At 68.1% G+C, this 21924-nt stretch carries 18 protein-coding genes and 1 pseudogene; 12 read left to right on the top strand and 7 right to left on the bottom strand.

Annotated elements, in window-relative coordinates; genetic code table 11:
• Positions 1–27: 27 nt before the first annotated feature.
• The 3 genes and pseudogenes from ACYVF6_RS19285 to ACYVF6_RS19275 form a co-directional block, all read left to right on the top strand.
• Positions 28–432: a VOC family protein gene (locus ACYVF6_RS19285; protein WP_460523179.1), complete on the top strand. Its 405-nt coding sequence runs from the start codon at positions 28–30 to the stop codon at positions 430–432.
• 41 nt (positions 433–473) lie between these two features.
• Positions 474–1151 (top strand): Type 1 glutamine amidotransferase-like domain-containing protein, encoded by a 678-nt coding sequence (locus ACYVF6_RS19280; protein WP_460523177.1) that lies wholly within the window; start codon positions 474–476, stop codon positions 1149–1151.
• Between the two features lie 170 nt (positions 1152–1321).
• Positions 1322–1673: pseudogene (locus ACYVF6_RS19275) on the top strand (integrase core domain-containing protein); the annotation flags it as partial.
• A 44-nt stretch (positions 1674–1717) separates the two neighbouring features.
• On the opposite strand, the gene ACYVF6_RS19270 reads toward ACYVF6_RS19275, so the two are convergent.
• Positions 1718–3463, bottom strand: coding sequence for a glycoside hydrolase family 3 protein (locus tag ACYVF6_RS19270; RefSeq protein WP_460523175.1), 1746 nt, complete (start codon positions 3461–3463; stop codon positions 1718–1720).
• A 75-nt stretch (positions 3464–3538) separates the two neighbouring features.
• On the opposite strand from ACYVF6_RS19270, the gene ACYVF6_RS19265 reads away from it, so the two are divergent.
• The gene (locus tag ACYVF6_RS19265) at positions 3539–3901 is read left to right on the top strand and encodes a peptidase inhibitor family I36 protein (RefSeq protein ID WP_460523173.1); all 363 of its coding nucleotides are present in this window, start codon (positions 3539–3541) and stop codon (positions 3899–3901) included.
• A 1066-nt stretch (positions 3902–4967) separates the two neighbouring features.
• Here ACYVF6_RS19265 and ACYVF6_RS19260 read toward each other — a convergent pair.
• From ACYVF6_RS19260 to ACYVF6_RS19240, 5 genes are all read right to left on the bottom strand, one after another.
• Positions 4968–5630 (bottom strand): potassium channel family protein, encoded by a 663-nt coding sequence (locus ACYVF6_RS19260; RefSeq protein WP_460523171.1) that lies wholly within the window; start codon positions 5628–5630, stop codon positions 4968–4970.
• On the bottom strand, positions 5623–6978 hold the full coding sequence (locus ACYVF6_RS19255) for a TrkH family potassium uptake protein (protein ID WP_460523169.1): 1356 nt from the start codon (positions 6976–6978) through the stop codon (positions 5623–5625). The genes ACYVF6_RS19260 and ACYVF6_RS19255 overlap by 8 nt, the downstream gene beginning before the upstream one ends.
• Positions 6978–8222 carry a cation:proton antiporter gene (locus ACYVF6_RS19250; RefSeq protein WP_460523167.1) on the bottom strand — a complete coding sequence of 415 codons (1245 nt, stop codon included), beginning with the start codon at positions 8220–8222 and terminating at the stop codon, positions 6978–6980. The genes ACYVF6_RS19255 and ACYVF6_RS19250 overlap by 1 nt, the downstream gene beginning before the upstream one ends.
• A gap of 257 nt (positions 8223–8479) precedes the next feature.
• Entirely contained in the window at positions 8480–9085 is a 606-nt protein-coding gene (locus ACYVF6_RS19245; protein WP_460523165.1) for a TetR/AcrR family transcriptional regulator, read from the bottom strand.
• A complete protein-coding gene (locus ACYVF6_RS19240; protein WP_460523163.1) occupies positions 9082–10593 on the bottom strand; it encodes an FAD-dependent monooxygenase in 1512 nt (503 codons plus the stop codon). The genes ACYVF6_RS19245 and ACYVF6_RS19240 overlap by 4 nt, the downstream gene beginning before the upstream one ends.
• A 273-nt stretch (positions 10594–10866) precedes the next feature.
• Here ACYVF6_RS19240 and ACYVF6_RS19235 point away from each other — a divergent pair, with 273 nt between their 5' ends.
• The 5 genes from ACYVF6_RS19235 to ACYVF6_RS19215 all read left to right on the top strand — a co-directional run bounded on the left by ACYVF6_RS19235 (position 10867) and on the right by ACYVF6_RS19215 (position 15849).
• Positions 10867–11655, top strand: coding sequence for an Rv1678 family membrane protein (locus ACYVF6_RS19235; protein WP_460523161.1), 789 nt, complete (start codon positions 10867–10869; stop codon positions 11653–11655).
• Positions 11656–11686: 31 nt separating this feature from the next.
• Positions 11687–12835 (top strand): acyl-CoA dehydrogenase family protein, encoded by a 1149-nt coding sequence (gene fadE16 / locus ACYVF6_RS19230; RefSeq protein WP_460523159.1) that lies wholly within the window; start codon positions 11687–11689, stop codon positions 12833–12835.
• An 18-nt stretch (positions 12836–12853) separates the two neighbouring features.
• On the top strand, positions 12854–13660 hold the full coding sequence (locus tag ACYVF6_RS19225; RefSeq protein ID WP_460523157.1) for a phosphate/phosphite/phosphonate ABC transporter substrate-binding protein: 807 nt from the start codon (positions 12854–12856) through the stop codon (positions 13658–13660).
• A complete protein-coding gene (locus tag ACYVF6_RS19220) occupies positions 13654–14658 on the top strand; it encodes a radical SAM protein (RefSeq protein ID WP_460523155.1) in 1005 nt (334 codons plus the stop codon). The genes ACYVF6_RS19225 and ACYVF6_RS19220 overlap by 7 nt, the downstream gene beginning before the upstream one ends.
• Before the next feature lie 528 nt (positions 14659–15186).
• A complete protein-coding gene (locus ACYVF6_RS19215; RefSeq protein WP_460523153.1) occupies positions 15187–15849 on the top strand; it encodes a Crp/Fnr family transcriptional regulator in 663 nt (220 codons plus the stop codon).
• Between the two features lie 132 nt (positions 15850–15981).
• Here the strand turns inward: ACYVF6_RS19215 and ACYVF6_RS19210 are convergent, their stop codons facing one another.
• Positions 15982–16521, bottom strand: coding sequence for a peroxiredoxin-like family protein (locus ACYVF6_RS19210; protein WP_460523151.1), 540 nt, complete (start codon positions 16519–16521; stop codon positions 15982–15984).
• Positions 16522–17500: 979 nt separating this feature from the next.
• Here ACYVF6_RS19210 and ACYVF6_RS19205 point away from each other — a divergent pair.
• The 3 genes from ACYVF6_RS19205 to ACYVF6_RS19195 are packed head-to-tail and all read left to right on the top strand — an operon-like array spanning position 17501 to position 21913.
• Positions 17501–17707 (top strand): RICIN domain-containing protein, encoded by a 207-nt coding sequence (locus ACYVF6_RS19205; protein WP_460523149.1) that lies wholly within the window; start codon positions 17501–17503, stop codon positions 17705–17707.
• Positions 17708–17735: 28 nt separating this feature from the next.
• Complete coding sequence (locus ACYVF6_RS19200; RefSeq protein ID WP_460523147.1) at positions 17736–20588, top strand: glycosyl hydrolase family 95 catalytic domain-containing protein; 2853 nt, start codon at positions 17736–17738, stop codon at positions 20586–20588.
• 53 nt (positions 20589–20641) lie between these two features.
• Positions 20642–21913, top strand: coding sequence for a CE1 family esterase (locus tag ACYVF6_RS19195; RefSeq protein ID WP_460523145.1), 1272 nt, complete (start codon positions 20642–20644; stop codon positions 21911–21913).
• The last annotated feature ends 11 nt before the right edge of the window (positions 21914–21924 follow it).

Here is a 21924-nt window from a genome sequence, read left to right as displayed (position 1 = left end):
TGGATCGATCTGGCGGATCGTGGAGGGATGACCACACAGCTGACGTCGACCGTCGTCCAGATATTCGCGAAGGATGTTCCACGCTCGATCGAGTTCTACCGCCGGCTCGGACTCGCAGTACCCGAGCCGCCGGCAGGGCCCGACCCGCACGTCGACGTGCAACTCCCCGGCGGGAGCCGGCTTTCGTTCGACGCTGAGCAGACAATCATCGACATGCATCCCGAGTGGGATCCGCCCGCTTCGGCAGGACGAGTCTCGCTCGCATTCGGCCTGAAGTCACCTGCCGACGTCGACGCGCTGTTCGAACGGCTGACACAAGCAGGTCACCCAGGCGCACTGAAGCCGTACGACGCCCCGTGGGGACAGCGGTACGCAACCGTCCTCGACCCGGATGGCAACATGGTGGACCTGTCCGCAGACCTTGACACCTGAGCTAACGGACATGTTCCATCGCACTCGAACCGGGAGGCATCTTGCGGCTTCTTCTCACGTCGGCGGGCGTCAAGAACGCGAGCGTCCACGACGCGCTGGTCGACCTGCTGGGCAAGCCGATCGCCGACTCCAGTGCCCTGTGCATCCCTACCGCGATGTACGGGCATCCCCACGCCGGTCCGGGGGCGGAGGCATGGCGTTTCATCAGCGGGCGGCAGCCCCTCACGCCGATGTGCGAGTTGGGTTGGAAGTCCGTGGGAGTGCTGGAGCTCACCGCGCTGCCCAGCATCGAGGAGGAACGCTGGGTCCCGCTGGTCCGGGAGACAGATGTCCTGCTGGTGGGAGGCGGCGATGCCCTGTACCTCTGCCACTGGATGCGGGAGTCCGGGTTGGCGGACCTCCTGCCGTCGCTGCGCGAGACGGTCTGGGTGGGACTGAGCGCCGGGAGCATGGTGATGACCCCTCGCATCGGGGATCGCTTCGTCGGTTGGAAGCCGCCCACCGGCGGGGACGACCGCGCCCTGGGGGTCGTCGACTTCTCGATCTTCCCGCACCTCGACGGCGAGAACATGCCGAAGAACACCATGGCCGACGCCGAGCGATGGGCGGCCGACATCCCAGGACCGGCGTACGCGATCGACGACGACACCGCCATCACGGTGACCGACGGGACCGTCGAGGTCGTCTCCGAGGGGAACTGGAGGCTCTTTCCCTCCTAGTCCCGTCCTAGCCGCCGACGCAAGGGCGAGGGTGGGAGCGGACGCCAACGGTTCCGCTCCCACCTCGTCTCCAGCTGCCTCCACCTCGGGTTCATACGAACACGGCTGTTCCCGTGTGTGTGACGCAATGTCATCCGTGAGCTGACCGCCGGACAGCGGGCCAGACGCCGCAGGCGTTCTCCGCCGCTCACGGCATCGCCCGGATCACTCGTGTGATCACCGACAATGGCGGCTGCTACCGCTCCGCCGTCTTCGCCCGCGCCATCAGCGAAGCGGCCAGGCACCAACGGATCAAACCGTTCACCCCACGCCACAACAGCAAAGTCGAGCGCTACCAGCGCACCCTGGCCGAAGAACTCCTCTACGCCAGAGTCCGGCCATCAGAAACCCACCGCGAACACGCCATCCACGTCTGGAACATCCACTCCAACTACCATCGACCCCGCACCGCCGCCGGAAACCAACCCCCCAGCCACACGACTACCCACCCACATCACCAACGTCATGACCAGCAACACCTAGGCGTACTCGAACTGGCGGTTGCAGCGACACCCGAACGCCAACCGCTAGTTGAGGTTCAGCTCTACCGGCAGCGTGCCGCGTGCGGCGAGTTCGCCGTACAGCACTCGGGCCACGGACTCCATGGTGGCGGGTACGGACGCATATGTCGCGAGGTAGGTCGGGGCGGTGGGGAACGCTTCCAGGTCGTACGGTTCGCGGATCGCGACGACGATGACGGGTTTGCCGGTGGCGAGTAGGGCCTCGACGAGCTGGCCCTGCCGTCTGCCCGGGTCTGTCAGGCGCTGGTCCCATGCCTTGTTGGTGAGCACGACCACTGCGTCTTGATCGGCTGCTGCGGCGACGGCTGCGGCGATCTGGGCGTCGGAGGGCTGGGAGCCCGTCGGCATCGTGGTTGTGGTGGCGCCTCGGGTTTGGAGCCGGGTCGCCAACGTGGGAAGCGGGTTCGTCGTGCTCGTCGTGTAGCCCGCGACGAGTGTTCTGCCCGGAACCAGCGGCAAAGCCCGTTGGTGGTCACGCACCAGCGTTACGGAGTCGTCAGCCACTCGAGCTGCGACGGCTTGGTGCGAAGCGGATCCGACCACCTGCCCTGCCCGGTCCGGATCGACCAGCGGCGAGGTGTCCAGACTGCGTTTCGCCTTCCAGGCAAGGATTCTACGGACGGACTGGTCGATCCGCTGCTCGGTCAGGTCGCCGTTGCGAACAGCCGTGAGTACGGCGTTGTATGCCGTGTCGAGATCCTGTGGCATCAGCAGCACGTCCGCTCCCGCCTGCAGGGCCAGCACCGGTGCGAGATCGTCGGGGTACTGGTCGCGTAGTCCTGGCATGTTGAGCGCGTCGGTCACGATCAGGCCGTCGAACCCGAGCCGATTCCGCAGCAAACCGGTCAGGATCGGTCGAGACAGCGTGGCAGGCAGGCGGGACTCGTCGAGCGCCGGAAACACCACATGTGCGGACATCACCGCGTCGGCGCCCGCCGCGATCGCCGCCCGGAACGGTGGCGCGTCGAGGCGCTCCCACTCTGCCCGGCTGTGGTTCACGACCGGTAGGACGGCGTGACTGTCTTCGTTGGTCGCTCCATGGCCGGGGAAGGTCTTCACGGTCGCGCCGGTGTCAGCGCCGTCCTGGAAGCCGGCCACCTGGGCTGCCGTCATCCGTGCCGCCAGGCCTGGATCGCTGGAGTACGCGCGAACGCCGGTCACGGGATTGATCCGGTTGAGGAACACGTCGCCGACCGGTGCGTAGGCGAGTTGGATGCCCATGGCGCGCATCTCAGCACCGGTCACCGCCGCGGCCTGGGCGGCATCGGCCGGCCTGCGCGTCGCGCCGAGGGCCATCGCTCCAGGAAAGTGCGTCGCCGCGGGCGGCAGGCGGTGGACGACGCCCTGCTCCTCGTCGGTCGCGATCGTCAGGGGTACGCCCGACGCGTCGAGCGAGGCGGCCTGCAGGTCGTTGGAGAGCGTCGCGGTCTGGCTGGGCGTGCGCAGGTTGTTCGCCCAGGTGAAGTATGCGACGCCACCAAGGTGGTAACGACGTACGACCTCCGCTGCCGTGTCCAGCCCGAAGTAGAACTGGTTCTGAGCGCGGTCGGCCTCGGTGGGAGTGTTCGCGTCGGCGCCGAAGACGAACGCGACGAACAACTGGCCGACCTTCTGCTCGAGACTCATCCGGCCGAGGGCCGTTTCGACCCAGCCGTGCCGCGAGTTCGGCGGGCTGCCGCTCGCCGGCGCGGCGAACGCGAGGACGGCCATGGTCGCGAATATCCAAGCCGTGAAGCGAATTCGGCGGTTCATCCGTACCTCCCCAAAGTCCCCAAACTGAAGCTATCCTGCCGGTTACAACGTTGCAATCACCCGGGGAGGATGTATATGAACGTACGTCGCGGTTTGGTTGTCACGATCGCCACCGGCCTGGCGCTCGCGCTCGGTGGCGCGGGAGCGGCCGCGCAGGCGGCAGCGCCGGCGGATAACAGCTGTCCACAGGGCTCCCTGTGTGTCTGGGAAGGCGCCAACTACACCGGCACCAAGCACGTCGACCCGCTCCAGGGTGACTGCGACAGCTTCGCCGCGCCGGTGCGTTCGGCCAAGAACTACACCGACCGGCTCGCGTCGTTCTGGATCGGCGAGTCGTGCATCGACAGCGGCTCGGTCAACGACATCGTGTTCCCCGGCGAGGAGGCGCCGTCGTTCTGGTTCGGCGCCGCCTGGTCGGTCGGATCGTACGCCGGTTGACGCCCCGCGCTCCTCGTTCGGGCAAAGGGGTATGCACGTCCTGAGGCCCGAACGAGGAGAAGCGGCAGGATCGTCACCTGCCTGACGAAAGTCAGGTCGCGACGCTCTCCGACGGCGTGGCCACGCTGCGGCCTTGGTCGCGAGATGACGCCTGGTTCATGAAGGAACGATGCGCGCACAGCGTGTGGGGAGATCGATCACCCCGACCTCGACCGGGCCGCCGGCATGATCGCCTAGGGAGCGGTCACCGACCACGCCCGTTGGCAGCTGTACCCGGCCTACCTGGCGGTAGCCGTCCCACCGCTGCTGATCGCGGCCGGCCCGCCGGCGCTGGTTCGGATCGGCGTGGCGGTGGCCGCGCTGGCGCTGCTGGTGCTCTCTGCCGCACTGGTCGCCGCCCTGCCCCGCCGGACGGGCCGTTCGGGGCGGTCATCGTGGCCACCACGATGACCGCCCCCGGGCCGGAGGGATCCCGCCGGCTCTCGGTCCGGATCTGGTACCCGGCGCAGGTCACCGGGGATACCGCGAGGAGGACGATCGTGGACGAGGCGCTGTGGTCGGAGCTGCGGGAGCCCACCGGGTCGCTGGGGCGCTGCGCCCGCTCACCGCCTACCTCGACAAGGTACGGACACACTCGGTACGGACGCCGAGGCCGCAGCGGAGACCGCCGCCGCGCCGGTCGTGGTCTACCACCACGCACTGATCTCGTTCGCTGAGGAGAACACGCTGCTCATGGAACGCCTGGCCAGCCACGGGGTACGTGGTGGTCGGGGTCCGCCACCTGGGCCAGCGGGCCGAGTTGGCCAAGGTGAGCGCCGAGCCCGGCGGTCTGCCCGCCGCCCGGGTCCGGGAGTTCAACCAGCAGCTGGTCGGCGAGCTACCCCGATCGAGCCGGGCCACCTCGGACGGATCCCACCGACCGAAATGACCACGACACGGAACACCGCGGTCCGCGACTTCCTCGACCGCACCCTGCGGCCGACCGGACACGCCCCGAGCCGCACCTGACGCGATGAGCAGCCCCGACGACTGGGCCCGGTTCGGGTGGTTCGGATGCCTCGGGCGGTCAGGACAGCTCGCTGAATCGCTCGACGGCCTCGGGTTTGCCGCCGATCAGGATCACGTCGTCGTAGGTGAGAACGGTGTCATCGGTTGCTGGGACGAAGGCGCCGTCGGGATGTTTGACGAAGGTGACCGCGACCGCGTGCCGCGACCACAGGTCGAGCTCGGCCAGCGGCCTGCCCACGACCTCCTGGGTCGGCCTGACCTTGACGACGGCGAAGTCGTCCTCAACCTCCATGTAGTCCAGTACGGAGGCGTCCACGAGATGGGCGACTCGCTCGCCCATGTCGTGTTCCGGATACACCACATGATGGGCGCCGATCCGTTCGAGGATGCGGCCGTGCTGGCGGCTGATCGCTTTCGCCCAGATCTGATCCACGCCGAGGTCTCCCAGCAGTGACGTGGTGAGGATGCTGGCCTCGACGTCGGTGCCGATGCCGACCACGGCGATCTCGAAGTCACCGACGCCGAGCTGCTGCAGGGCCGTGTCGTCGGTGGTGTCGGCGGCAGCGACCTGCGGAAGCCGGTCGGCGAGACCCTGCACGATCTTGCGGTCGCTGTCGATGGCCAGCACCTCGACGCCGCGGCGGTCGAGCTCGAGGGCGAGGGAGCCGCCGAAGCGTCCGAGTCCGATGACCACGACGGGCCTGGTGTGTTTGTCAGCCAACGATCGGCCTTTCTTCCGGTAGCTCGTAGCGCCTGGCGTGTTCTCGTAACGCCAGCGCCGATCCCAGGGTCAGCGGGCCTACCCGGCCGATGAACATCAGCACCGCCAGCAGCGCGTGCGCGGCTGTGGGCAGGTCGGCGGTGATACCCGTGGACAGGCCGACGGTTGCGAAGGCGGAGATCGCTTCGAACACAACCTTGTCGAGCTCGTGCGCGCTGATGACGTACAGCGTGACGGTGGAGACGACCACGAGCCCGACGCTGAGCAGGGCGATGGTCAGCGCCTGGCGCTGGGTACTTTCAGGGATGCTGCGATGGCCGATGTTGACCTTGGTGTGCCCGCGGAGTTCGGACCAGATCACGAACGCCAGCAGCCCGAACGTCGTGACCTTGATGCCGCCGGCAGTGCCCGCGCTGCCGCCGCCGATGAACATCAGGACGTCGGTGAGCACCCAGCTTTCCGGCAGCATGGCCGAGACGTCGAGGCTGTTGAAGCCGGCCGTACGTGGCATCACGGAGGCGAAGAACCCCGACATCCACTTGGCGCCGCCGTCGAGTGGCCCCAGCGTGTGAGGGTTGTTCCACTCGGCGGCCGTGAACGCGATCGTGCCGAACACCAACAGTGCCAGGCTGATCCCGAGCGTCAGCCTCGTCAGCACCGACCAGGTACGCGGGCGGCGCCAGGCCCGGGTCAACTCGAACACGACCGGAAAGCCCAGCCCTCCAACGATCACAGCCAGCGCGATGGGCAGGATGATCCACGGGTCGCTGACGAAACCCATCAGGCTGTCTGCGTACAGCGCGAACCCGGCGTTGTTGAACGCCGAGACCGAGTGGAACAGCCCTTCGTACACTGCGGTCCCGAACGGTCTGTCGTAGGCCGTCGCCAGACGCACCGTCAACATCACCATGACGACCGCCTCGCAGATCAGGCTGAACAGCACGATGTTACGCACGACCTGCCGGAGGTTGCCCGCGCTGAGCTGCTTGGTCTCCAACTGGGCGGTCAACCGGGCTCGCAACCCCAACCGCCGGGACACCAGCAAGGCCAGCATGGTGCCCAGCGTCATGATGCCCAGCCCGCCGGCCTGAATCAGCGCGAGAATCACCACCTCGCCGAACGTCAACCAGTGGCCGCCGGTGTCGACCGTGATCAGACCGGTCACGCAGACCGCCGAGGTGGCGGTGAACAGAGCGTCGATCAGTGATGCCCGCTCGCCCGACTCGGTGGCGATCGGCAGCGACAGCAGTCCGGCGCCGACAACGACCGCGGAACCGAAGCCGCCGGCCACGACTCGGGCCGGATGGAGTGGCCTGGCCTGGCGTTGCGCCCTGCCGCGCCCTGCCATCAACTCTCTGGTTCCTGTCGTGCCCTGGGCCGGGACAGCCGGCCCCGGATGCGGCGGGCGGTGTGGTGCCAGGCGGGTGTTTCGCGTTCGTCGTCGAACCAGCGGGCCACGAGGATGTCGCTGGAGGAGTGAAGCACGATGGACAGGACGATGGTGACGGCGACGAGGTTGAAGACCTGGCCGGATGCGGGGATGGCGGCGTTGAGGACGAGCAGGCCGTAGACAACTGAGGCGAAGCCTTTGGGCCCGAACCAGGCCACGGCGGCCTGTTCGCGGACGGACAGGCCCGATCCGATGAACGACAACCAGACCGCCGCCGGGCGGGCCAGCACAAGCGCCAAGACGGCGAATGCCCAGCCGGTCCAGCCGACCGCTGCCAGCAACGCGGGGGAGATGAGCGCGCCGAAGACCAGCAGGGCCGCCAGTTTGAGGATCTCGGCGATCAGTTCACCGAAGTGTTCGAAGGACTCGCGTTGTTTCTTGCCGAAGGTGGCCACGGTGATGCCGGCGGCGAACGCGGCCAGGAACAGGTTCCCGTGCGTGACCTTCCCCAAAGCGAGGACGAGCAGCCCGATGGCGACCGCGTTGAGGGGTTCGTACTGGGTGGAGGCGGAGAACCAGCGGGTGCGTTCCAGCCACAACGCCACCCACGGGACGACCACACCGATCGCCACGCCCAGGACGAGTTCGAGGCCCAGTTCGGTCAGGTGCAACTGCCCGGCATGGGTGGCGATGGCAAGGAACAGGATCACAAACGGCAACGCCAGGCCGTCGTTGACGCCGGATTCGACGTTGAGCAGCTGCCGCAGGCGTGGTGGGACGCGCTGGTTGCCGACCAGGGCGGCGGCGAACACCGGGTCGGTCGGTGCCAGGACCGCCCCGATCAGCAGCGACTCGATCCAGCCGAGCCCGGCCACGTAATGCGCCAGCACCGCGGTGATGGCCAGGGTGAGTGGCAGGCCCCAACCCAGCGCGCGGCCGGGCAGCCGCCAGGCGCCGCGCAGGTCGGCCCAGCCCACCCGCATACCGTCGGTGAACAGCACCGCGAACAGCGCCAGCTCGGCCAGCGTCGAGACGACGTCGTCTCCGGGGCTGAGCGCAATCACACCCAACCCGCCCTCGCCCAGCACGAACCCCGCGACCAGGAACAACACCGCCGTCGACAAGACCGTCCGGTGCGCCAGACTCGACACCAGCACCGCCACCAGCAGCACAACCGCGAACGCCAACAACAACGCGCTCATCGCGCGTCCGTACGCGCGTGGCTGCGACTGCCGAACCTCAAGAGGAGAACCTTCACCGAGTGCCTTCCGGGTACGCGTAACCAATGCGCCGACCAGGCTTCCCGGCTCCACCACGACCGCGAACCGCCAGGTCCGCAGCCGACGGCAGTAGCTTACGGGGAACCGAACGACTCCCGCACGGCCTACCCGCCGCCGCCCAGCACCTCGACGAACTCGCTACGCGGGAGGTGGCTCGGGTTGGTCTCCCACGTTGTCAGCTATGAGGGGAGTAGACCGACCTGTCGGTAGACCTCCCGAAGGTAGCGCCGCATCTCTTTCGCGTCGGGTGGGTTCGGTTGGAGGACGCGGTAGACGACTGCGCCGGCCATCATGTCGATGAGCACGTCCACGTCAGCGTCGGGCGATACCGTCCCGGCCTGTTTCGCCTGTTGGAGCATCGCGCCCGCGGCCGCTCGCCGGGGGAGGATGTAGTGCTTCCAGTACGTCGCCAGCAGGGACGGGTGGCTCACGCTGCACCCGAGGATGCGTGCGACGAGCGCGCGGAACTCCTGGCTCGCGGCCAGCTCGGCCGAGGTGTCCAACGTGCTCTCCAGCAATTGCGCTGCGTCGGCCTGCGCCATCTCCCCGTTGGAGGGCCAGTCGCGACTCTCCTCCACCATCCACTCGATCGCGTGTGCCGCGAGTTCTTCCTTGGACGCCCACCGCCTGTAGACAGTCAGCTTGCCGACACCGGCGCGTTTGGCGACCTGTTCGATGCTCATGCCCTCGATACCGCGCTCGATGAACAAGCTGAGCGCGGCCTGGAGGATCGCACGGTCGGTCTCCGGGTTTCGTGGGCGGCCGCGGGGACGTTCCCGGGTCATCGGCTTGCGCGCCCGTACTGCAGAGCGTTGTCCAGCCACCTGCCCAGTCCGGCCAGGTCGTTGCCACGCCACGCCAGGTGTGCGTCGGGGCGGACCAGCAGCGTCTGGTCGCCGTCGTGCCGAAGCATTCCGACCTGATCGCCGAGCCGCTGACGTGCTGCCGCTTCGAGCTCGTTCGCGCCGGTACGTGGGACCAGCAGTGCCCAGCGCCCGCCGAGCTCGGCGTGCAGCCTGGAGGCGGAGCCGTCGTCGCGTTCGACCTCGAGGTCGGGCAGGCGGTCGCCCGGCCGTGGCTTGCCGCCCCGGCCGCCGAGTGGTCCCTTGCGGTAGCTGACCCACAGCTGGGAGGTGGTGTAGGTCGCCCAGCGCTGGATCAGCGGCAGGTTGAACAGTCGTACGATCACGCGGTCGCGCAGGAACCGGCCGATCGGGCTGCTCGCGATGTTCATCTTGGTGACGTTCGCGGTGCCACGCAGCACCTCGGTGGCGAGCGGACGCCGTTCCGCCGCGTAGGTGTCGAGCAGCGCCTCGCCTGCCTTGCCATGGACGACGAGCGCGAGCTTCCACGCCAGGTTCTCGGCGTCGCTGACGCCAGTGAGCATGCCCTGCCCACCGAACGGCGCGTGCGCGTGCGCGGCGTCACCCGCGAGGAAGATCCGGCCCTGCCGGTAGCGGTCGGCCAGCCGGCGATGGATGGTGAACAGCGACAGCCACTCCGCCTCGCCGATCGTGACCTGCCGGCCGCTGCGTACGGGCACGATCTCCCGGAACCGGTCGAGGATCTCCTGCTCGCTGGGCTTGTCGCCGCTTTCCTGTCCCGGGTCGTACGCGATCAGCCGCCACAGGTCGTCGCGGCCGCTGGTGGGATCGGGCATCGGCATCGCGCCGAACAGGCCGTCCGGGTGAATCCAGCCGCTGGTCCCGGATCGGTCGAGATCCCAGTCGAGACGTACGTCGGCCAGCAGGAACCGCTCGCTGAGCTTGACGCCGGGGAAGCCGATGCCGGCCAGCTTGCGGGTCGTGCTGCCCGTACCGTCGCAGCCGATCACCCATCCGGCGTGGACGACCTGCCCGTCGCTCAGGGTGGCGGTGACACCCTCGCCGTCCTGCTGGACGTCGACCAGCGCGGCGTTCCAGTCGACGGTTCCACCGAGCTGGGTGAAGCGATCCCGCAGGGCGGCCTCGACCTTGGCCTGGGAGACCACCATGGGCGGTGCGGCGGTCCGGTGACCGGGATCGCCGAACTTCAGCCGCATGACCGGCCGGTCGCCCAGGTATGTGGTGACCTGCATCGCGCGCAGCGACTCCTCGGGCAACGTGCCCAAGGCGCCCAGCCGGCCCAGCACCTCCGAGCCGCGGGCGTGCAGGAAGTTCGCCCGCGACGTCGCGGCTGGACCTGGCGATCGATCGACGACTCGAACCCGAACGCCGTGGAGCAGCAGCCCGCACACGAGCGTGAGGCCGGTCGGTCCGGCGCCCACCACGAGGACCTGCGGTGTGTCCATCATCGCCCTTTCATTTACGATCCGGTATCGATAACTAAAGATAGCCCAGCTCGGCGGCGTTGGGCGAGGGCGCCGGCGCTCGTTCCATCTCCTGAGACGACCCACCCGACGGCGACGGCGTCCGCCAGGCTCGGCTCGAGCTGTGACCCGTGGTGGTGCCGCGGTGCTGGTTGACCTGGCTCGGCCGGCCTACAACGGCCGCGTCGCCGACAATGTCCTTGGTTCGTAAGACTTTTCCTGTAGTGCGATGGCGCGATCGGCGTTTGAATCGTGCGCATGAGGTCTGCTGTCGACAGGTATTTGCTCGCCGCGGTCCGCGTGGGTGTGGCGCTGATGTGGATGCAGAACGTCGACTGGAAGAACCCTCCGGCGTTCGGGGCGGGTACCCCGGGCGGGCTGGACGATTGGACACGGCAGGCGGTCGAGCGTCCGGTGCTGGCGCCGTACGCCTGGGTCGTCGAGCATATGGTGCTGCCGAACTTCACGTTCTTCGGCTGGGCCGTGCTGATCGTCGAGGCGGGTCTCGGCGGGTTCCTTCTGGTCGGTTTGGCCACCAGGCTGTGGGCCTTGGTGGGCGTGGCCCAGACCTTGGCGATCACGTTGTCGGTGCTGAACGCTCCCCACGAGTGGCACTGGTCCTATTTACTCATGCTGCTTGTGCATGTGGCGTTGTTCGCCACCGCGGCAGGGCAGTACGCCGGTGTCGACGGCGCGTTGCGGCGGCAGGCCGGTACAGGCCGGCCGGTGCAAGTGATCGGTGTGGTGTCGATCGTCAGTGCGGGCTTCTTCTTCGTCGGTGGGAAGTTCGGCTTCGTCCAGATGGGCGGCGGGGCGGCGCTGGTCGCGCTCGGGCTCGGCGCACTGACGGTGCTGGCCGGCTGGCTCGGCCGGAGGGTCCTCGTGGCGATCGCGGGCGGTGCGTTCCTGGCGGTCGCGATTTTGCAGGTCGCGTTCGAGACGGCGGGCACCAACCCGTTGTCCGGCGACGGCTCTACGTTCTCGCTCTGGCTCGGCCTGGGCGTCGGGCTGCTCGCGTTGGCGTTTCTAGGCCGCCGCTCCAGCTGAACCGGTCCGCACCACATCAGAAAGGACGACGATGGACGTTTCCGAACGACTCGTACCAGTGCTCGAGGCCGCCCGCAAGACCGCGGCGGAGGTCGACTCGGCTGCCAGGTTCCCGCAGGAAGCTGTGTCCGCGTTTCGTGGGTCGGGCCTGCTGGGTTTGACACTTCCGGTCGACGCCGGCGGCCTGGGTGCCGGCCCGGAAGAGCTCGTGGAGGTGTTGAGCAAGCTCGCTGCGGTGTGCGGCTCGACGGCGATGGTCTACCTCATGCACGTCAGCGCCGCCATGGCGATCGCCTCGGCTCCACCTCCGGGACACCCGGATCTCCTACGCCAGTTGGCGGACGGCACGACGCTGGGCACGCTGGCGTTCTCCGAGACCGGTTCGCGTTCACACTTCTGGGCACCGGTCTCGCAAGCCGAGCTTGCCGGTGACACCGATGATTCCGCAGCCGCACGGCTGAACGTGCGCAAGAGCTTCGTCACCTCCGCGGGGAACGCCGATGTCTACGTCGTGTCGACGTTGACACCGCCGCAACTGGCCGAGCCGTCGCCCACAACGAGCGACATCTACGTCGTACCGGCAAGCCTGGAAGGGATCTCGGTCGCCGGCACGTGGCGGGGACTGGGCCTGCGCGGTAACGCCTCGGCGCCGATGACGTTCGAGCTCACCAGGTCCGGAGCGGACCGGCTGGGCGCGGCCGGAAGCGGGTTCCAGCTGATGCTGGAGACCGTGATGCCCTGGTTCAACCTCGGCAACGCCGCGGTGTCGCTGGGCCTGTCGCAGGCCGCCGTCGACGCGGCCACTGCCCACGCCTCCGGTGCGCGGCTGCAGCATCTGGGGGAGTCGCTGGCGCAGTTGCCGACGATCCGGGCCCAGCTGGCCAGGATGTCGCTGGAGCTGGCCGCCACGCGTGCGTACGTTCAGACGACGGCGCGCAGCCTGACCGCACCGGACGAGTCGACGATGCTGCATGTGCTGGGCGTCAAGGCACTGGCCAACGACGCCGCGTTGCGGATCACCGACAGCGCGATGCGGGTGTGCGGTGGCGCCGCGTTCGCCGAACACCTGCAGCTGGAACGGTTCTTCCGGGACGCGCGGGCCGGGCACGTGATGGCGCCGACGGCGGACGTTCTCTACGACTTCTACGGCAAGGCCATCACCGGCCTGCCGCTCTTCTGAAGCATGAGAGGTGGATCGATGACCGAGCCGATCGTGGTTGGTGCCGTGGCCTACACGCCCAATGTCGTCCCGATCTGGGAAGGCATCCGAGACTATTTCGCCGACGGGCCGTGGATGGACTTCATCCTGTTCTCCAACTACGGCCGCCAGGTCGACGCCCTGCTCGACGGGACGATCGACATCGCGTGGAACACCAACCTGGCTTGGGTACGCAGTGTCATGCGCGCGGGCGATCGGGTACGGGCGCTGGCGATGCGCGACACCGACCTGACGTTCGCCACAGTCCTGGTCACCCGTTCCGGTAGCGGGCTGACCGGCATCGACGACCTGCGCGGCCGGCGGCTCGCGCTCGGCTCCCGCGACTCGGCCCAGGCCGCTGTCCTGCCGGTGCACTTCCTCAAGCGCGCAGGTCTGGGCGGAGACGTGGACCTGATGCGGATCGACTCCGATCTCGGCAAGCACGGTGACACCGGGCGCAGCGAGCTGGACGCCATCCGTGCCGTTCTCGACGATCAGGCCGATGCCGCGGCGATCGGCATCAACACCTGGGAGGCCATCGGCAAGGACGAGTTGATGCCGGACGCGCTGACGGAGTTCTGGCGGTCGGAGCCGTACTGCCACTGCAACTTCACCGCCACCGACCGGCTGCCCGACGAGGTGGCCGGGCCGTGGGTGGAGCACCTGCTGGCGATGTCCTGGGACGAACCCGGGCACCGGCGGATCCTCGAGATGGAAGGGCTGCGTCGTTGGGTGCGGCCGGAGCTCGACGGTTATGCCTCGCTGTTCCAGGCCGTGGAAGAGCAAGGCGTCTCGCCCCGATGGTAAACAGCACAGTCCTGCTGGACCTGCTCGAGCGCGTCAACTCAGTCAGTGCCGGCAGCCAGGTGGAGGTCCCCATCACACCAGGCGACGCGGACCTGGTTGCTCGCTGGTGCACCCGGATGGGACACCAGCTCGTCGGAGTGGACGACGGAATCGCGACTCTACGGCGTGGGCCCGTCCTCGATGACGAGGCTGTGCTCGCGCTACTGCCGCCGTCGCAGCGGCCAGGGCACCGGCTGTGGATCTACACCAACTTCGACTGCAACCTCGCCTGCGACTACTGCTGTGCCCGTTCCTCTCCACAGGCCGAGCGGCGGGCGCTAGGGGTGGACCAGATCACCCGGCTGGCTGAGCAGGCCGCCGAAGCCGGCGTGGGCGAGATCTTCCTCACCGGCGGCGAGCCGTTCATGCTGCCGGACCTGGACCAGATCGTCGCGGCCTGCGTGACCCGGTTGCCGACGACGCTGCTCACCAACGGCATGCTGTTCCGCGGCAGCAGGCTGGCCATGCTGCGCCGGATGCCCCGCGACGAGTTCACCCTGCAGATCAGCCTGGACTCTGCCACACCGGACACGCACAACCGGCATCGCGGAACGGGCAGCTGGCAACGAGCGTTGGACGGCGTCGAAACCGCGCGTACCGAAGGTTTCCGGGTACGCGTCGCCGCCACCGTCGACGCCGGCACGCCACCGGCCGACCTGGCGGTGTTCCACGACCTGCTCGACACTCTCGGGGTGGGCCGCGAGGACCAGATCGTGCGGCCTGTCGCCAAACGTGGGTTCGCGGAAACCGGCATCACCCTCACCAGGGAAACGCTGATCCCGGAGATCACGGTGACCGCGAACGGGGTCTACTGGCATCCCGTCGGCGCCGACCATGCGGACCAGCTCCTCACCCACCAGCCGTTCCCACTCGCCAACGCCATCGACAAGGCTCGGCGCCTCTACGTCGAATACCGCCGTACCACCCACACCGTCGCACAACGTTTCCCGTGCGCGTGAGCCGACGGCCAAAGTCTCGCCGGTGACGTTGCGCGCGGGTGCGCGCCGGAAAGCGCGTAACCGCCTCGTATGTCAGCGTTCAGCCAGCCGGCGTTGGCATTGAAGGCGGGTTTCCAGGCCGGCTGTGTTCTGTTCGACGACCTCGACCGTTACGAGCAACGTGAGACAGCCCTGTGATCCTGAAGGATATGTGTGCTGGCTCACCGAACCTCCGCTTCCTGACCCCTAGCGTCGCCCTCATCCGGTCGCGTCGGGCGGTCCGGCAGGGGCGAACGTAGGAAGGCGTCGCCAATGGCAACCGTGAGCGCATACCCGTTTTCCGCGGCATCGATCGCCGGTCGACCTTCCTACGGCATCCTCAGCTCCGTCCCCGGTCCGTGCCCATCTGGCGCGTACTGTCTGAACCAGAGCCTGGAAGCACTCGAAGCTGTTGCGGCCTCCGGAACTCCGCGCCCGTGGGCGCCTGGGCAGCGGGAGGAGCTGATCGACGTGGAACGCGCTGCCGGCGCCTCCGATCCTCGGTGGTGTATGTCAGAGGTGGATCTGTTCGCCGACCTGTCGCCGGCTGAGCTCGGGGCGATAGCCAGCGCGCTCCCGGCCAGGACCTACGGTGCCGGCGAGCTGCTGTACTCGCCGCATCATCCGGTCGAGGCGCTCTTCCTGCTCAAGCGCGGGCGGGTCCGCATCTTCCGGGTCTCGCCAGAAGGACGTGCGCTGACCACCGCGCTGCTTACGCCGGGAACGATCTTCGGGGAGATGGCTCTGGTCGGGCAGTCCATGCACGACAACTTCGCCGAGGCCCTCGACGAGGTGGCCGTATGCCTGATGAGCCGGGCCGAGATCCATCGGTTCATGTTCGCCGATCCGCGCGTCGTGGCCCGGCTGACCGAAATCCTCGGCCGCCGGGTGGCTGCGCTGGAACGCCGCCTGACTGACACGGTGTTCAAGAACGTGCCTCAGCGCGTCGCCGGAACGCTGTGCCTGCTTGCCACCGACCAGCCGCGCCGGACCCCGCGCAGCGGAACCCACATCGCGTTGACGCACGAGCAGCTCGCCGCACTCGTGGGTACGTCGCGGGAGACGACCACGAAGGTGCTCGGTGAGTTCGCCGAACGCGGCCTGGTCAAGGTCAGCCGCGGTCGGATCACCCTGCTGAACCCCGATGCGATCGCCGCCGAGGCCGGCGACTGATACGAACCTCCCTGCGGTTCGCCGCCGGGTGCCGGTCATCCGGCCAGCCCGGCGACCTGCTGTTCGAGGTCGGTCCGGTCCAGGTAGCCGTCGGGCACTATGGCACCCGGAACCACAGCACCGGCCGACCCTTCAACCTGCACTATCGCCGTGGTCAGGTCTGGTGAGCCCCAGCAGCTCGTCCACCGACCACTGGTCGTTGGCATGCCTGCCGTATTTGCGGGCCAAAACCGTGCCGTTTGTCGCGATCAGGAAGTCGGCAGGCAGGCCGAGGTGTGCTTCGCCCTTGCCGATCATCCCGCGCAGGCTGCGCTGGCTGAGCGCGCCGCGGAGGGCGGCCGGCCACGCGCGAGGGTGCAGTACAGCACCGGGTGAGGCCTCCACCCCGAACTCGGTGTACAGCTCCCTGCCCGGATCGGCGATCGCGGCGAACGGGAGTTCGGCCTGGTATTGCAGCATCACCTCAGTGGAGGAGTGAAACACCACGACCTCGACGATCCCGGCAGCCTGGATCTCCTCATGCCGGGCTGTGAACGAGCGTAGGTGGAGGTTGCAGATCGGGCATCCGGCATAACGACGAAACTGCAGGTGCACCAAACGGCCGGGGTCGGGAACGGGCACCTGCGCGCCGTGGATGCTTCGCAGTTCACGTGGTTCGATCGCCGCGGTCACTCTCATCTTCGTCATCTCATCACTTCAGCACGGCGTATGCGCCGTGTATGTAAGGGCGCCCACAGCCGGAGGCGATGATGCCGGGTCGGACACGAGCGTGCCGCAGGGACCGAAGAGGGCTTGTGGCGAGTTGATCCCCGACGCTGGCGACGGGCTTGGCCGGAACCAGCCTGCCAGTCACTGGCCCGAGGTCAGAGGTTTGACAGGTCGACCACGTCGACGAACACGGTCCGGTCGGCCAGTTCGTCGGGTGCGTCGACGCCGAGTGCCGACGCGTCGCTGCTTGGTGTCGCCGAAGTCATGGCTCAGCTGAGGCAGCTTCTCGGTGCCGCGGGGGACGTTGAGCTGCGCGACCATGGCGGTGGCCGGTGTTGGCTCTGCCGCGTCGCCCCACTCCTGCCACGACACGTTCACCTCGACTGAGCCCGTGCTCGCGACGTGGATGCCCCACACCGGCTCGTCGTCGGTCGGGGCTATCCGTGCCACGGTCTCTCCCGTGTCCCGCTCGACCAGGCCTTTCCGTGGGCACGGTCGAGCGGGCGACGTACGGCGGCGCAGCCGCAGGTCCGGCAGCAACGAGTCGATTACCGCGATCAGCGGTTCGAACCCCAGGCCCGACCACCGCGTTCGCGAAATCGGCGAGTGTAAGGGTGCCGCCCGGGCCTAGCGGGACGAAGGTGCCATCGACCACCTTCACCGTCACCGACGGCGCCAGCTCCCGTTCGAACACTTCCTGCGTCGCGCGCCGGCTGGCTACCGGCAGACGATCAAGCTCGGATCGGGACGGAGTGCGCCATCCGGATCCGAGCGGCCACCCGTATCCGGATCTGTTTCAACCGAGTTTCGAGAAGTGCTTCACATCGAAGGTTTGACGTTATAGCTTGGTCTCAACGCGCATGGGAGCGCTCCCAGACCCACCTGGCACTGTGCAGCTTTCCGCAACTCATCAGCTCGACTCCGGCTGAGGAGGGGATGCTCCATGCGTATCCGCGTTCGGCGGCCGGCTTCCGGCACTGACCGCCGCGACCGCTGTGGCCGCGGTCGACCGGCACACCGCTCTCCGCAGTCGGCCACGCCCATGGCCGGTCTCTGCCTGGACGTGTCCCGCGCATCCACCGCCAACGGCACACCGGTGCGGCTGTGGAGCTGCTCCGGCGCATCCAACCAGCGATGGACGCTCGGATGAGATCGAGCGGAGCACGAAGATGTCGGGTATGACGCGAAGAGATGCGATCACACTCGGCGCGGTGAGCGCCGGCGGCCTGCTGCTGCCTGGACGGCAGGCCGCCGGCACGCCCGGCGACTCGGCAGCGCCCGTGGACGTGCAGGCGGCCGGCGACCTCACGCTGTGGTACGACGAGCCCGCCGGCTCGGAGTGGCTACGCGCCTTGCCGGTCGGCAACGGCCGGCTCGGCGCGATGGTGTTCGGAAACACCGACACCGAACGGCTGCAGCTCAACGAGGACACGCTTTGGGCCGGCGGGCCGCACGACTACAGCAACACCAGGGGCGCGGCGGCCCTCGCGGAGATCCGGCGGCTGGTGTTCGCGAACCAGTGGACGCAGGCGCAGGACCTCATCAACCAGACGATGCTCGGCAACCCCGGCGGGCAGCTGGCGTACCAGCCTGTCGGCGATCTCAGGCTAACCCTGCCGGGTACGAGCGGCGTGTCGGGCTACCAGCGGTGGCTCGACCTCTCCACCGCGACGACGGTCGTGACGTACGTCGCGAACAACGTGCGCTTCCGGCGCGAGGTGATCGCCAGCGCACCGGACCAGGTGATCGCGATCCGCCTGACCGCCGAAACGCCTGGCTCGGTTACGTTCTCGGCCTCGTTCAGCACTCCGCAACGCGCGACCGCTACGAGCCCGGACAGCCGGACGATCGCGCTGGACGGCATCTCCGGCGACTTCCGCGACATCCCCGGCTCGGTCCGGTTTTTCGCACTCGCGAGGGCCGTCGCCGAAGGCGGGACCACGACCAGTTCCGGCGGGACGCTGCGCGTCTCGAACGCCACCAGCGTGACGCTGCTGCTCTCGATCGGCACGAGCTACGTCGACTTCCGCACCGTGAACGGCGACTACCAGGGCATCGCCCGAAGACATCTCGACGCCGCCCAGAACACTGCTTACGACGTGCTCCGCAGCCGGCAGGTGGCCGACTACCGGGAGCTGTTCGCCCGTACGACGATCGACCTCGGCCGCACCCCGGCGGCTGACCAGCCGACCGACGTCCGGATCGCCCAGCACAACAGCGTCGACGACCCGCAGCTGTCCGCGCTGCTCTTCCAGTACGGCAGGTACCTGCTGATCTCGTCCTCGCGGCCCGGCACCCAACCGGCCACCCTGCAGGGCATCTGGAACGACCAGCTGAGTCCGCCGTGGGACTCGAAGTACACCATCAACGCCAACCTGCCGATGAACTACTGGCCGGCCGGCTCGACGAACCTCTCCGAGTGCTACGAGCCGGTGTTCGACCTCGTGAGCGACCTCATGACGACCGGCGCCCGTACGGCCCAGGTGCAGTACGGCGCCCGCGGCTGGGTCACGCACCACAACACCGACGGGTGGCGCGGGTCGTCGGTCGTCGACGGTGCGTTCTGGGGCATGTGGCAGACCGGCGGCGCGTGGCTTGCCAGCCTGGTCTGGGACCACTACCGCTACACCGGCGACCTCAACTTCCTGCGCACCAACTATCCCGCGCTGAAGGGCGCCGCCCAGTTCTTCCTCGACACGCTGGTGACGGAACCGAACCTGGGGACGCTGGTCACCAACCCGTCGAACTCGCCGGAGCTCGCCCACCACCCCGACGCGAGCGTGTGCGCGGGACCCACGATGGACCTGCAGATCCTGCGCGACCTGTTCGACGGCTGCGCCCGCGCCAGTGAGGTGCTCGGCGTGGACGCAGACTTCCGTGGTCAGGTCTCCGCGGCCAGGCAACGGCTGGCGCCGATGCGGATCGGATCGCGCGGAAACATCCAGGAGTGGCTGCAGGACTGGGTGGAGACCGAGCCGAACCACCGGCACATCTCGCATCTGTACGGCCTGCATCCCAGCAACCAGATCACCAAACGTGGAACGCCTCAGCTGTTCGAGGCCGCCCGGCGAACCCTCGAGCTCCGTGGCGACGCCGGAACCGGCTGGTCCCTGGCCTGGAAGATCAACTACTGGGCGCGGATGGAGGACGGCGCCAGGGCCCACAAGCTGATCCGGGACCTCGTGACGCCGGACCGGCTCGCACCCAACCTGTTCGACCTGCACCCACCGTTCCAGATCGACGGCAACTTCGGCGCGACGTCCGGCATCGCCGAGATGCTGCTGCACAGCCACAACGGCGAGTTGCACGTCCTGCCGGCGCTGCCGCCGGCCTGGGCGACCGGGAGCGTGGCCGGGCTGCGCGGGCGTGGCGGATTCACCGTCGGCGCGGTGTGGAACGGCGGCCGGGCAACGGAGCTGTCCGTTGTCCCTGACCGGGCAGGCCCGGTTCGCGTCCGCAGCCATCTGTTCACCGGCACCTACGATCTGCGCGACGTGACGAGCGGTTCCTCCGTACAGGTGGCGAAACCGGAGGCCGACGTCGTCGAGTTCGCCGGCGTGGCGGGCCACACCTACCGCGCGACCGCGTCGGGATCGGGACCGGTCGTGGAGACCGGCGTCTACTACCGGCTGGTGGCCCAGCACAGCGGCAAGGTCGCCGACATCGCGGGCGTGTCCACAGCGGTCGGAGCGCTGTTGCAGCAGTGGCCGTCGACGGGCGGGTCGAACCAGCAGTTCGACTTCCTCGACTCCGGCGACGGTTACTACCGGGTACGGGCACGGCACAGCGGCCTGGTGCTCCAGGTCGCCAGTAGCAGCAGCGGCGCCGACATCACGCAACAGCGCGACACCAACGCCACAGCCCAGCAGTGGCAGGTCGTCGACCAGGGAGGCGGAGTCGTGAGCCTGGTCAACCGGCAAAGCGGCCTCGCCATGGACGTGTGGAGCGCGTCGACCGCCGACGGCGCACGGATCTCCCAATGGACGGTGACCGGCAACACCAACCAGCGTTTCCAGCTCCAACGCAGCTAGCAGCACCGAAGTCAGGAGGGCGCACAGAATCGAACAACAGAAGGAGTTGCACGATGGTGAAGCTCAGATCGCTCTTCGGATCCGTCACGGCCGCGGCGGTTCTCGCCCTCGCCACCAGTGGCACCGCACTGAGCTCCGACGCTCGCGGAACGACGACGACCACGGACGTCGGCACGACCGCGGCGACCGCCGGATGCGGGCGGGCTCCCACGCTGTCCAACGGTACGCACACCATCCAGAGCAGTGGCCAGAATCGCACGTACATCCTGCGGATCCCCGACGGCTACGACAACAACCATCCGTACCGGCTGTTCTTCGCATTCCACTGGCTGAACGGCACAGCCAACGACGTCGCGACCGGCGGCTCCGATGGAGCGGTCTGGGCGTACTACGGACAGCAGCGGCTGGCGAACAACAGCGCCATCTTCGTCGCGCCGCAAGGCATCAACAACGGCTGGGCCAACTCCGGCGGCCAGGACGTGACGCTCGTCGACGACATCCTCAGGCAGCTCGAAGCGGGTCTCTGCGTCGACACGACTCAGCGTTTCGCGCTGGGCTGGAGCTACGGCGGCGCGATGAGTTACTCGGTCGCCTGCTCCCGGCCCAACGTCTTCCGGGCGGTGGCTGTCTATTCGGGTGCGCAGCTGAGTGGATGCGCGGGCGGCACCCAACCGGTCGCCTACCTGGGGATCCACGGCATCAGCGACAGTGTGCTCAACATCTCGCTGGGGCGGTCGCTGCGGGACACGTTCGTGAGAAACAACGGATGTGCCGCGCAGAACCCACCGGAGCCGGCGCCGGGCAGCCGGACACACATCATCACCGCGTACTCAGGCTGCCGATCCGGGTATCCGGTCGTCTGGGCCGCGTTCGACGGTGACCACACTCCATCACCGGTGGACGGATGCGGTTGTAGCAGCGGCGCCAACACCTGGACGTCGGCAGAGGTGTGGCGCTTCTTCAGCCAGTTCGCCTCGACCGAACCTCCTCCTCCGCCCCCGCCGCCTGGAGCCTGCCGGGTCACCAACACCATCAACGCCTGGAACACGGGGCTGACCTCCAGCATCACCCTCACCAACACCAGCACCACTGCGATCAACGGCTGGTCGCTGGTGTTCACCCTGCCCAGCGGGCAGACCATCACGTCGGGATGGAACGCCACCTACTCGCCGACGTCCGGGCAGGTAACGGCCAGAAACGTCTCGTACAACGGAGATATCGCGGCGGGCGCGTCGATCGGCATCGGCTTCCAGGCCGGCCATACCGGAAACACGGCGGCGCCGAGCTCGTACACGCTCAACGGCGCGACCTGCACAACCACCTGACGGGCGACCAG

The organism is Flindersiella endophytica (assembly GCF_054779015.1).
The sequence above is the reverse complement of the archived record's forward strand: the minus strand, read 5'-3'. Positions and strand labels throughout refer to the sequence as shown.